Origin of the sequence: Janthinobacterium sp. SUN120 (genome assembly GCF_030397735.1) — a bacterium.
Lineage (GTDB): Bacteria > Pseudomonadota > Gammaproteobacteria > Burkholderiales > Burkholderiaceae_D > Janthinobacterium > Janthinobacterium kumbetense.
In genome coordinates, this window is sequence record NZ_JAPUBW010000002.1 from 17,345 (window position 1) to 30,522 (window position 13,178).

The following is a 13,178-nucleotide window of genomic DNA, read 5'->3' on the forward strand; positions in this document are numbered from 1 at the left end:
GTTTCCCCGCTAAATTTCGAACTCGGCCAGTTCTTCGCCTGGCGTCGGTGACAGGTGGGCGCCGGGATGGCGCAGCGCGAGGACGTCGTCAATCAAGGCTGCAATCCTTGCAATCGTGCTCATCTCGAACAGATCGCGAATATCGAGCCGGACCTGGAACTGGCCGTCGATTCGGGACACCAGCCGCACCAGCATCAGCGAATGGCCGCCCAGCGCAAAGAAACTGGCGTCGGTGCCGATGCGGCTGCCGTCCAGCTCAAGCAATTCCGCCCACAGGGCCACCAGTCGCACTTCGGTTGCCGTTGCCGGAGCGGCATACGCGCCCTGCAGATCTCGCGCATCCGGCTCCGGCAAGGCCTTGCGGTCGATTTTGCCGTTGGGGGTCAACGGCCACGCATCGATCACCATCACATGCGGCGGCACCATGAACTCCGGCAGCGCCTGCGTCAACCAGCTCTTCAGGCTGGCCACCGCTGCCTGGGCGGCGAGGCGGGCCGCCGCCGTCATGCTCACATAAGCAAGCAGGCGCTGCCCGCCTGCTGCGTCGGGCCTGGCAAGCACCACGGCGGCGCCGACCTGCTCATGCTCAACGAGCCGGTTTTCGATCTCGCCCAGTTCGATGCGGAAGCCGCGAATCTTGACCTGCTGGTCCAGCCGGCCCAGGTAATCGACCGCCCCGTCCGCCTTGTAGCGGGCCAGGTCGCCTGTCTTGTACATGGTGGCGCCAGGCGCACCGAAGGGATCGCCGATGAAACGGCTTCGTGTCAATTCGTCCTGGTTGAGGTAGCCATCGGCCACGCCGTCGCCGGCAATATGGAGCTCGCCGGCGACACCGAGCGGCACCGGCTGGAGCCAGGCATCGAGGATATAGAGCCGGGTGTTGGCAATCGGCCGGCCGATCGTGATGGCCATGTCCGCACGCGTAAGCTTATGCACGGTCGACCAGATGGTGGTTTCCGTTGGACCGTACATATTCCACACCACGGGCGCGCGTTCCAGCAGTTGCTGTGCCAGATCCCAGGGCATAGCCTCGCCGCCGCAGAGTATCCTGAGGCCTGGCGCGAAGGGGAAGCAGCCGGAATCGACCAGCATGCGCCAGGTGGACGGCGTGGCCTGCATCAGCGACACCCTGTGGCGCGCCGATGCTTCCGCTAGTTTTTCCGGGTGCGCTGCGCTATCGCGCGACACGATGACGGTGGTCGCACCTACCGTCAGCGGCAAATAGATCTCCAGCGCCGCGATATCGAAAGAGAGCGAGGTTACGCTAAGCAGCACGTCGGCCGCCTGCATGCCGGGCGCCGTTTGCATGGCGCAGATGAAATTGGTCAGGTTACGCCGGCAAATGCGGACACCCTTGGGACGACCGGTCGAGCCGGATGTGTAGATCACGTAGGCCAGATGGGCAGGCTGCACCGCTGTGCGCGGATTGTCGCGGCCATAGCCGGACAGCGCCTGCCAGCCGCTGTCCAGGCTGACCACCTTGGCACCGTCGAGCGGCAGATTGGCCTGCAGTTGCGGCTGGGTCAGCACCACCGGAGGCCGGGAGTCGCCCAGCATATAGGCCAGCCGCTCGCGCGGATAGGCCGGGTCCAGCGGTACATACGCGCCGCCGGCCTTGAGGATGGCCAGCACGCCAACCACCATCTCGATGCTGCGTTCGACATACAGTCCCACCAGCGTGTCGGCCACCACACCCTGCTCCAGCAGGCAGTGCGCCAGCTGGTTGGCACGCTCGTTCAGTTCGCGGTAGGTCAGCGAACGGTCTTCGCACACCAGCGCCACCTTATCGGGCGTGCGTTCGGCCTGTTCCTCGAACAGCTGGTGGATGCACTGCTCATGCGGGTAGGCCGCTTCGGTCGCGTTGAGTTCATACAGCAGGTAGTGTCGCTCATCGTCGCCCAGCAGCGGCAGGTCGTAGACCGGCGTCTGCGGCGCCGCCGCAATACCCTGCAGCAGCCGGTCGTAATGCGCGGCTAGCCTGGCGACCGTGGCCGCGTCGAACAGATCGACGTTGTAGTCGATCGACAGCGACAGGCCGTTCTCGTCTTCGCTGGCATGGAAGGTCAATTCGTACTTGGCCGCCACGTCCTGCCCGGACACCAGGCTGAATTGCGCGTCGTCCAGACTGACCGCCGCCACCGTGCTCGCCTCGTCCATGCCCATGCTGAACATGATCTGGAACAGCGGGCTGTATTGCGTGCTGCGCTGGGGATTGATGCGCTCGACCAGATACTCGAACGGTACGTCCTGCCGGCTTTGCGCGTCGAGGTTGACCGCCTTGACCTGCTCCAGGTACTGGTCGAAGCGCGGGTTGCCCGACACGTCGGTGCGCAGCACCAGTGTGTTGACGAAGAAGCCGATGAGCTCTTCCAGCTCCTTCTGCAGCCGGTTGGCCACCGGCGTGCCGATCACGATGTCGCTGCTGTTGCCGTGCCGCGCCAGCAGCACGCTCAGCGCGGCGTGCAGCACCATGAACAGCGTGGCCTGCTGGTCCTGGGCCAGCTGTTTCAGACATTCATGAACGGCCTTGCCCACGGCGAAGCGGTGGCGCGCGCCACGGAAGCTTTGGTGCCCCGGGCGGGCGCGGTCCAGCGGCAGATTGTGCACCGGCGGCAGGCCGGCCAGCTGACTGTCCCAATAACCAAGCTGCTCTTCCAGCACCGGCCCGGCCAACCAGTCGCGCTGCCATTGCGCATAGTCGGCGTAGCCGATCGCCAGCGGAGCATAGGGATTGTCCAAGCCGCTGCGCAGCGCCTGGTACTGGCTCAGGAATTCCTTGACCAGCAGGTCCATCGACCAGCCGTCCGAAGCGATATGGTGCATATTAAATAGCAGCATGCCCTCCTCCTCGCCCAGCAGGATGAAGCTGGCGCGCAGCATCACGTCGCGCGCCAGGTCGAACGGCGCCTGGGCATCGGCCAGCGCCAGCTGCTGCGCGGCCTGTTCCCGCGCGCCGGCGTCGAGCTGCGTCAGGTCGCTCACCCGGATAGCGAATTCCACCTGCTCGCGGATCACCTGCCGCAATTGCTCATCTTCGCCTGCGAACACCGTGCGCAGCGGCTCGTGCCGCGCGATGATGCGCCGGAACGCCTGCTCGGCGGCGGCAACGTCGAAGCGGCCCGTCACGCGCAGGGCGGACGGCATGTTGTAGTGCGCGCTGCCGCCGTTGAGCCGGTCCAGCAGCCACAGGCGCTGCTGCGCGAACGACAGGGGCAGCGCTGCGCCACGCGCCTGCGCCGTGACCTGCGGGCGGATGAGCGTGCCCGCACTGCGGTCGATGGCACCGGCCAGCGCCGCCAACGAACCGTTGGCGAACAAGTCCTTGATGCTCAACTCGACACCGAGCGTCTGGCGTACCTGCGCCACCAGACGCACCGCCAGCAGCGACTGGCCGCCCAGCGCGAAGAAGTTCGCCTGCACGCCGATCTGGCCGGCGTCGAGATTCAGCAGATCCGCCCAGATCGCAGCGAGCGCCTGCTCGGTCGCTGTCCCGCGCACCGCGGGCTGGTCCGGCATGGCATGGGCGCCGGCAAGATCGAGCTTGCTGACCTGCAACGGGGTCAACTCGCCACAGGCATGCCGCTGCTTCATGGTCGATCGCATCACCTTGCCGCTGGTCGTCTTCATGATGGCACCTGACGCCAGGAACACGATTTCGCTGAGCAGCACGCCAAAAGATTCAAAGGTACTGGCGCGGATGTCGACCGCGATGTCGTCATACTGCCGGTCCAGGAAACGCGGGCGCACCTCCAGCAGCAGGACGATGTGCTCGGTCCCCTCGGCTTCCATGCCGAAGACGGCCGCATCGCCGACGGCATCGGCCGCCAGCAACGCGCGTGCGCAGGCTTCCAGGTCATGCGGGTAGAGATTTCGGCCCTGGACGATCAGCACATCCTTGCTGCGCCCCAGGACGAACAGCTCGCCGTCGCGCACAAAGCCCAGATCGCCGGTGCGCAGATAGGGGCCGGCGCCGTCTTTCGTGTAGGCCTTGAACACCTGTTCCGACAGCTCCGGTTTGCCCCAGTATCCAGACGAAATGCTTTCGCCCTTAACCCAGATCTCGCCGACGCTGTCTTCTTCGGCCACGGCCGCATCCTGCACGACGATCATGTCGTGCGCCGCCGGCGACGGGCCGCAGCTGACCATTGCCTGCGACTTTTCCGATGCCGTCTCGGGAGGAAACGCCCTGCCCTGCTGCAGCCGGTCCAGGCTGACCTGGACCACCCGCGGCGGCTCCAGCAATGTGCCGGCACACAGGAACACGGTCGCTTCCGCCATGCCATAGGCTGGCGTCATGGTGGCGTCATGGAAGCCCAACGCCGAATAGGTGCGCTGAAAATCGGCAATGGTGTCGGCCCGGACCGGTTCCGCGCCATTTAGGGCCATGCGCCAGCTCGACAGATCGACATCCTTCAGCGCATCGGGCGCGAACTTGCGGGCACAGATATCGTAGGCAAAATTGGGCGCGCCGGAAATAGTGCCCCGGTAATGCGAGATGGCCTGCAACCAGAACAGCGGGCTCTTGGCAAACTTCAACGGCGAGAACAGCACCGACCTGGCGCCGGCATAGACCGGCATCAGGACCATCATCACCATGCCCATGTCGTGGAACAGCGGCAGCCAGCCGACAAAGATGTCAGCGGCGCAAGTGCGGGTGGTCGTTTCCAGCACGACCAGGTTAGCTATCATGCCGCGATGGGAGATCATCACGCCCTTGGGGTTGCCGGTGGAGCCGGAACTGTATTGCAGGAAGGCGATGGCATCGGGCTCCGGTTCAGGCAGTGCAACGGCATGCGGCGGCGCGCCCGTCTGCCCGGCCACGGTATCGGTATCGGTATCGGCCACCATATCGGCAAAGCACAGACAGCAAAGCGCCTGCTCGTGAAGGGCTGCGATCTGCTCCGGCGGCAGCGGATCGGACACGATCGCTAGCCGAGGGCCGCAGTCTTCGATGATGTTAAGGACCTTTCCGCTGCGGTCGTTCGGCTTGGGCGGATACAGCGGCACCGCGATCATTCCCGCGTACAAGCAGCCCCAGAAGGCAAGCAGAAACGCGGTGCCCGACGGCATCAGCAGCAGCACCCGGTCCCCGGCAGCGCCGTGCAGCAGCAGCTTGCGGGCAATCGTCTGCGCGGCAGCATCAAGCTCACGGTAGGTCAGGTCGGCCGCCACATGCAGGCTGTCAAGGTAGGTATAGCAAACTTCATCAGGCGACACCGACGCGCGGGACCGCAGTCTATCCAATATCGTTTTCACCTTGCTGGTCGTACTTTCTCATGAGGAAAAAAATAGGTAAATCAGCAACCAAAACAGCGTTACGTAGTATACTCGTATTGTCTTTTATGAATCAATGAAATAATGCAAAATTTCAATTTTTTCAACCTTGATCAGTTTGCCCAGAGCACCCCGCACGAGGCCTTCGCGCGCTTCCGCCGGGAGCAGCCGATCTCATGGCATTCCATCCCGCACGCGCCGGCCGGCGAAGGCTTCTGGCTGGTCGCCCGACACAAAGATATTTGCGAGGTGGCGCGCCAGCCGAGGATCTTCTTTTCCCACGGCAGTTCCGTGCTGAGCGATTCGGTCGACATTCCCCACCCGGCCTGGAAGATGATCCGCGACGGCTTGTGCCACCTCGACGCGCCCCAGCACGGCGAACTGCGCCGGATGGTGATGCCGCAGTTCGGCGCCGAGGCCATGTCGGCGCTGCAAACCGTCATCCGAAAACGAGCGGTCGAAGTCCTCGACCGCGCCCAGGAAAAAGGCGAGATCGACCTGGTGAGCGACATCGCGGCACGATTTCCCGTGCGCGTGGTATACGGCGACGTGCTCGGCTTCGCCGACGAGGATCTGCCGTCCGCCGCCTTCTGGGGAGACCTGTTCAACCGGGTTCACGCCATCCCAACCGGCGACCGTGAGTTCGCCGACGTCATGCACGCTTCGGGCGTGGCGCTAGACAAGCTGTATCGCTACGGCGTTGCCGCGTATCAGTCCCGGCGCGCGTCGCCGCGCAACGATGTGCTGTCGGTCCTGGCCAATATCGGCTACGACGACGGCAGCGTGATTTCACAGGAAGACTTCCTCAGCTACTTCTGGTCGCTGGCGATCGGCGCCTACGACACGACCGCCAGCACTATCGCCAGCGGCTTTGCCACCCTCGCCGCGCATCCAGAGCAGCAGGAGGCGTTGTACGCCGATCCCTCGCTGATCGAATCGGCGGTGGAAGAGATGCTGCGCTGGGAAACGCCGGTGATCTATTTCCGCCGGACCGCCTCGGAAGACTATGTGCTAAACGGCCAGGCGATCCGCAAGGGCCAGCGCGTCGTCATGTGCTTCGCCTCGGGCAACCGCGACGGCGACGTGTTCGAGTCGCCCGAGGTGTTCGACATCCGGCGCCGGCACAATCCCCATCTGTCGTTCGGGCACGGCGCCCACTTCTGCCTGGGCGCCCGCCTGGCCCGCATCGAGCTGCGCATGCTGTTCGAGGAAGTCGTCGCACGGCAGTTGCGCTTCCGGCCGGCCGGCCCGGCGGCGCGCGCGCGCTCCAACTTCATCAATCGGATTGTCAGCATGCCGGGAATGCTGGAATCGGCGGACCTCGTTACCATGTCGTTCAACTAGCAGGGAAAATAACCATGTCTGAAACCGTCACCAAAGTCATTGACCTGGTCCCCGGCGACGTCCATCCATTGGCCACCGTTGAAGCCGCATCGCTGACCGAACAGGCGTTCTGGGAACAGTATGTCGGCCAGCACGTTCCCGTGCTGATCAAGGGCGCCGCCGCGGCATGGCCGGCGCTGCAGCACTGGCACCGCCCCGGCTACCTGGAAAGCCGCTGCGGCGACGCCGAGGTGTTCGTCGCCCGCACCTTCAATCCCAATCCGTCGCTCGAACACGCGGCGGAACGGCGCCAGAGCCTTGCCGAGTGCATCGCCGACATGCGCGGCGCGGCCGATCACGAGACCTTTTCGATCCCGGCCATGGATGTGCCCCAGCAGTGGATGGACGACATCGGCGACTACCACTTCCTGCAGCAGCATGAGCGCAAACCGCTGGGCTATCCTGGCAAACGCATCTTCTTCTACAAGAACGCTTCCACCGAATGGCATTATCACCAGCTCGACGAGACCTTGACCTGCCAGCTGGCAGGTACCAAGCGCATCTCGTTGTTCAGGCTGACGCCGGCCAACTGGTGGAGCTTCGCCCCGCTGATCAAGGCCAATTACCACCACATGTCCTGCGCCGACCGCTTTTTCCCCACCGACAGCGGCCTAACCAAGTACGAAGGCGTCCTTGAAGCGGGCGACGCCGTCTATATCCCGCCGTTCTGGTGGCACGGTATCGACGCGGCCACGAGCGAACCCGGCATCACCCTGGCGCAGTGCTTTCGCTCGCCGGTGAAGCGCTTCGGCGACTGGAAGGAACCGATTACGCGCGAGCTGGTGGGCGACGCGCTCAGGATGAACAAGCTGCGCCTGCTCCCCTTGCTGGCGCTCATTTGGATCAGCTCGATTTCCCGCGCACTGAAGAAGGAAGCCTGGACCAGCGCCTGAGCCCCGGCTCACGGCAATCGGCATAGGGGCGGCCAGTATAACTGGCCGCCCCCTGCCACACCTCCCGGCATGCGGGTCCGCACCGGTCGGTTCGAGTAGTTGAGGTTATGAGAGTCGCGGCACGCCGAGACGGTCAAAGTAGGCAATCGTCAGCACACTGTTCAGTGCCATGCGACTATTCCGCCACCAGCAATGGCTATTCGCCACCACCAGTCGCGCCACTTTCGCCGACACTCCCAAGGCCAGCAGTTCCCGATATATTATCGGGCCACGTTGCCACTGGTTGAGTTGAATCTCCCGCAGTCGATGGCGCAGCCATTCGTTCAACCCACGCCAGACTCTTGGTGTTTGTGCCAAGCCAAAGTAAGCTTTCCAACCCAGCAAGTAGCGCCGCAGCGGGTCGACCAGTTCGGTCATGCTGCGTCCACAGGAGTGCGCCTATGCTGGGCGCACATAAAAAAGCCAACCGCGCGGTTGGCCTTTTTTGGTGCCGTGTGTGGTCCTTACATTTTCCAGACGGGAATGCCGATCGCCTGCCAGTAAAGCAGGTAGAGCGCCACGGTCAGGCAGGCCACCGACACCAGCGCCGAGTGCCAATAGACGAAGCGGCCCGTCGCCGGGCGGCGCTGGCGCACCAGGTTGACGACACCCATCACCGACAGCACCAGGAAGGCGATGCCGACGACCAGTGCGGCGATCGACTCGGCCGTTGGCGCGCCCCAACCGCCCCACAGGCCCTGCAGGTTCATGGCGCCGACCAGGGTAAAGCCGATCATGAAAAATAGCATGCTGGCCACCATCGGCAGCAGGCGGATTGAGGTCGCGACGGCGGCCGGGTCCCGCCAGAACAGTTTTTTCACGGCCCAGACCGCACCGGCGATCAGAGAACTGAGCATCAGGAATATGCTGAGCGCACCGACTGCCAGCGGCGCAAGCGCCCGGAAGGTCGACACCTTGCGTAGCGTGCCCCATTTCGACTGCATGACGATCTCGCCATCCTGGGCGCGAAACATCGCCACCATCGGCTCTGCCTGGCCCTGCTGCCGGAAGGTCCGGCCAGTCTGGGCGATCCATTCCTCGGCATAGCCGGAAAAGACATTGCGTGCAATCATGCCGTTGTCGGTAAACACCACCTGCATGACGTCGGTGAAATCGTGCACAAAGCGCATGCGCTCCGATGTGGGGCTGTCTTCCAAATAGTAGCCCTGATAGTGCTCTCGCAGTTCGGCATCGACGCTGGCCACCGGCGCGGCCGCCGGCCGCGGCACGCCCTGCACCAGATAGGCCTGCAACAGTTCGAGCACGCGGGCGCGGGCTAACTCGTTGAGGCTGTTCATCATCAGCACCACGCCCGAGCGCGTCTCCGGCAAATAGAGCACCTCGCTGAGGCCGCCGTTGACGATGCCGAAATGGCCGCGGAAGTGGACGCCGTTTTCGATGGTATTCAACATGCCCGCCCCCGGGGCCACCTTGATCCCCAGTGCCACCATTGCCAGCGTTTCCGGGCGCTCCAGCCGCTCGACCGAGGCCGGCGACACGATCTGGGTGCCGCCGACACTGCCTCGATTGACCAGCAGCAGCAGGTACTGCGCCATGTCCTCGGCCGACGCATTGAGCGCGCCGGACGGACGGTACAGATGATGCCAGTAAGGCAACGCGGTCACGCCGTCGGCCGCGTACTGTCCGGCAAAGCCGCTGTGCGGCTCGACATAGCTGGCCGACTTCATCCCCATCGGCAGGAAAAAATTTTGCGTGACGTAGTCCTCGAAGCGCTGGCCACTGACTTTCTCGATCACGTAGGCCACCAGCGCCGGCCCCACGCTGCTGTGGGCCGCGCGCGAGCCCGGACGCCAGCGCGCCTTGCGCCCGCCGCCGTTGAGCTGGAGCGCCTGTTTCAGCGACACCGGCGGCTCGGCGCTGTGCGCGTACTCCATCAAACTCATGTCGGACAGGCCGGAGGTATGTTCGAGCAAATGCGCCAGGCGTACCGGATCGCTCGCCTCCCAGGGATTGTCTAGGGCCAGCTCGGGCGCCCATTGTTTGAGCGTATCGGTGAGCTTGAGCTTGCCCTGTTCCTGCAGCTTCAGGGCCGCCAGGCCGACGAATCCCTTCGCGATGTCGCCGACGCGGAACAGCGTCTGCGCGCTGGCTGGCGTCTTGCCGGCCGGGTCGGCCAGGCCTAGGCCGGCCTGCCAGACCAACTGCCCGTTGGCCACCACAGCCAAGCCCATGCCGGGCACCCGTTCCTCGCGCATGATGGTTTCGAGCTGCGCCTTCAGCTCGGCCGGCGTACGGGGCGCCGATCCTCCGGCAGCGGCCGGGCCGGAGACCACCCAAGCCGCTGCCGCCAGCAGCAGTGCGCACAGCGGCCGGGCTTGCTTGCTGAGGATCGCGTCGATGCTCGTCGCCATCACGTGCGCAGCGCAACGGCCGGCTTGAGCCGCATCGCGATCCAGGCGTGCCGCGCGACGGCGACGGCCGCCGTGACCAGGGTCACAGCCAGAGCAAACACCAGGGTCCAATAAGCGAGTGGCGCCTGTACCGCGTAGGTTCTCAGGTAGTTGGCGATCAGCAGCGCGGCGAGCGGCAGAGCCACCACCGCGGACAGCGCGATGATGGTGCCGACCTCCTTCGCCACGAGCTTGCCGATGTCGCTGCGGCGCGCGCCGTACAGCTTGCGCAGCGCGATTTCCTGAGTGCGGCGCTGCACCGCATCGGCGGCCAATACGTAGGCGCCGAAGGCGGCGATGGTCATGGCAATGACCGTCGCCACCGCCAGCAACCTGGCCAGCCTGGCGTCTTCCGCATAATTTTCCGCGTAGATGTCTTTGGCCGAGCGCGCTTCGAGGATGGAGTTGGGGAAGTATTTCGCCCAGGTGGTACGCACCGCGCGCTCGGCGTCGGCGACCGATCCGCTGGCGCGGACCGTGAGCGTGGCATTGGCCGCCCACAATTCATACGCCGTCGCGCCCGGGGCTTCGCGCAGCGAATAGAACAGGATTTCCGGCGCGATGCCGACCACCCGCTTGGCGATCAGCGACGATACGCCGTGGTCCAGCCCCCGCAGCAGCAAGGTCTGTCCGAGCGCCTGCTCCGGCGACGCGAAACCGAGCTTGCGCGCGGCGATCGCATTGATCACGATCGGAACGGCGTCGTCTTCCTGGTCGATTTTGGAGTCGAACAGCCGGCCCGCAGCGGCCTTGACGCCATATTGCTCGAAGAAGTTGGCGCTGACCGACTTGATGTCGATGGTGGCCGCCTCGCCGCCTTCTCGCTTGATTTCGGTGCTCCACTGGTTCTTCGCGCGGCCTACCGGATCGGTGGAAAACGCGATACCCGCCACGCCGGGCTGTTGCGACAGCTCGGCCATCAGGCCGCGCGCCTTGTCGCTTGTGCGCACCATATGCCCCTCGGGCAGATCGAACACCAGCAGGGGCGCAGGGTCGAAGCCCGGCGAGGCGTCGATGGCGAAGCGGGTTTGCCATGCGATGGCCATGGCCACGCTAGCCAGTCCCATCGCGACAGCCAGTTGCAGCACGGACAGGGCCTGGCGCAGGCGCTTGCTGCGCCGCGATTCCGTATCGGGACGGCCGGCCAGGGCCTGCGCCGGCCGCACGCCAAAGGCGATCCAGGCCGGATAGATCACGGTCAGCAGACCGACCACCAGGCCGATGGCCAGCGCTGCGAGCAGGTTCTCCAGCGACAGGACACTGCCTAGGTCGCGGTTGACCAGCTGCGCAAAGACCGGCAGAGCCAGGCAGGCCAGCAGCAGGCCGATGGCCGTCGCCAGCATGGTCACCAGCAGCGATTCGGCAACGAACTGCAGCGCAAGGCGGCCGGCGCTGGCGCCCAGCACCTTGCGCATGCAGATCTCGCGCTGACGGCGGATCACGCGGATGGTCGCCAAGTTGACGTAATTGATGGCGGCCAGGACCAGGATCAGGATGGCGATAACCACCAGGCCGGTGACCACGGTGGCGCTGCCGCGCTCGACCTGCAGCGAGAAGGCGTTGGTGGCCACCTCGCGGTCGAAATACGCCTCGCGCAGCGGCGCCAGCCGGATGTCCATGATCTTGCGTCCGGCCAGGCGCTCCTTGGCCTCGGGCGGTACATTCTGCACGCTCGGCGCGCTGTCGGCGGCCTGCTGTACGGCCGCGGTGACGGCCGCCAGCGGAGCGCCCGCCCGGACCCGCACCAGCAGATTACCCAGCCAGCCCTGCTCGCCGGTGAGCGCCTCGGTACGCATCATCTGCGGTACCAGGCTCAGGTTCAGGCCGTTGAGGGCCTGGAAGGGAATCGTCGTATTGGCCGGCGGATTGCGCAGGATCGCGGCAATGCGCGCGCTGCCACCCTGCTCGTGCACGGTGCTCAGCGTCACCGTCCGCCCCAGCACATCGGTGCTGCCGAACAGCCGGATCGCAGTCTCCTCGGTGATGGCGAAGCTGTCCGGGCGCGACAGCGCCTCGTTCAGGTCGCCCTTCAGCACCTGCAGTCCCATCATCTCGGCAAAGCCGGGCAGCACGGTCAGGCTGCGCAGCTTGCGCAGCTGGCCGTCGACCTGCACGGTGAAGGGGAACCAGTTGACGTAGCCGCTGACGTTGCTCACGCCGGGGGCGGTCCTGGCCGCCTCGCGCAGCAACAGCGGGGCCTGGTCGACCCAGGGTTCCCCCAGGTCGAGGTTGTTGCGCTGCTTGACGATATATACGTTGTCGGCATCCGGCACGTGCGCATTGTACTGCCAGCAATAGCGCGCAAAACCGAGCAGCAGCAGGCAGGCCGCCAACCCTATCCCCAGCCCCAGTATCGCCACCAGCGAATAGGCGGGGTCCTTGACCAGGATGCGCAGTCCGACGCGGAAGTCTTGAAATGTCATCGTCGCTCCGGGATCAGGCAGCGACGGCTGGGACCGGCTCGGCGACCAGCGCACCGTCGAGCAGACGCACGATGCGCGCGGCGCGCGCGGCGTGCGACGGCGAGTGAGTGACCATCACGATGGTGGTGCCCTCGCCGTTGATCTGTTCGAGGATGCGCATGACCTCTTCGCCGTGGACGGAATCGAGGTTACCGGTCGGTTCGTCGGCCAGCAGCACGGCAGGCTTGGTGACCAGGGCGCGCGCAATAGCAACGCGCTGCTGCTGGCCGCCCGACAGCTGCGAAGGGCGGTGCTTGGCGCGGTGCGCCACCCCCAGCTTGTCGAGCAATTGCGCGACGCGCTCGCGGCGCTGCCTGGCCGGCACATTGCTGTACTCAAGCGCCAGTCCGACGTTCTCTTCGACCGTCAGTTCTTCGATCAGGTTGAAGCTCTGGAAGATGAAGCCGATCCGGCCGCGCCGCAGTTCGTTCAGTTTCACCTCGCTCCAGCCGGCCACATTCTGGCCGTCGAACCAGTACTCGCCGTCGTCTGGGCTGTCGAGCATGCCGAGGATGGACAGCAGGGTCGATTTGCCGCAGCCGGACGGCCCCGTGATGGCAATGTATTCGCCAGACTTGATCTCCAGGCTGATCCTGCTCAATGCCGTCGTGACGACTTCTCCACCTACAAATTTCTTATTGGTATTTACGAACTTGAGCATGATGCCTCTCTCTATTGATCGGGTTGAGCTTGGGTTGGTGAAAAAAGCGCAGGGA

6 protein-coding genes and 1 pseudogene are annotated in these 13,178 nt (G+C 64.9%); 2 read left to right on the plus strand and 5 right to left on the minus strand.

Features of this window, described 5'->3' with window-relative positions; translation table 11 throughout:
- Positions 1 to 9 precede the first annotated feature (9 nt).
- Positions 10 to 5,256, minus strand: a complete 5,247-nt coding sequence (locus O0879_RS09715; protein WP_289916194.1) for a non-ribosomal peptide synthetase — start codon at positions 5,254 to 5,256, stop codon at positions 10 to 12.
- A 102-nt stretch (positions 5,257 to 5,358) separates the two neighbouring features.
- Between O0879_RS09715 and O0879_RS09720 the strand changes: the two genes are divergently transcribed.
- Together O0879_RS09720 and O0879_RS09725 are read left to right on the plus strand one after the other, a co-directional pair.
- Positions 5,359 to 6,618 carry a cytochrome P450 gene (locus O0879_RS09720; protein WP_289916195.1) on the plus strand — a complete coding sequence of 420 codons (1,260 nt, stop codon included), beginning with the start codon at positions 5,359 to 5,361 and terminating at the stop codon, positions 6,616 to 6,618.
- A gap of 14 nt (positions 6,619 to 6,632) precedes the next feature.
- Positions 6,633 to 7,550, plus strand: coding sequence for a cupin-like domain-containing protein (locus O0879_RS09725; RefSeq protein ID WP_289916197.1), 918 nt, complete (start codon positions 6,633 to 6,635; stop codon positions 7,548 to 7,550).
- 105 nt (positions 7,551 to 7,655) lie between these two features.
- Here the strand turns inward: O0879_RS09725 and O0879_RS09730 are convergent.
- From O0879_RS09730 to O0879_RS09745, 4 genes and pseudogenes are all read right to left on the minus strand, one after another.
- A pseudogene (locus O0879_RS09730) lies at positions 7,656 to 7,982 on the minus strand (group II intron maturase-specific domain-containing protein); the annotation flags it as partial.
- Positions 7,983 to 8,053: 71 nt separating this feature from the next.
- Positions 8,054 to 9,961: a serine hydrolase domain-containing protein gene (locus O0879_RS09735; RefSeq protein ID WP_289916200.1), complete on the minus strand. Its 1,908-nt coding sequence runs from the start codon at positions 9,959 to 9,961 to the stop codon at positions 8,054 to 8,056.
- Complete coding sequence (locus O0879_RS09740; protein ID WP_289916204.1) at positions 9,961 to 12,423, minus strand: FtsX-like permease family protein; 2,463 nt, start codon at positions 12,421 to 12,423, stop codon at positions 9,961 to 9,963. The genes O0879_RS09735 and O0879_RS09740 overlap by 1 nt, the downstream gene beginning before the upstream one ends.
- Positions 12,424 to 12,436: 13 nt before the next feature.
- On the minus strand, positions 12,437 to 13,123 hold the full coding sequence (locus O0879_RS09745) for an ABC transporter ATP-binding protein (RefSeq protein WP_289916206.1): 687 nt from the start codon (positions 13,121 to 13,123) through the stop codon (positions 12,437 to 12,439).
- Positions 13,124 to 13,178 lie beyond the last annotated feature (55 nt).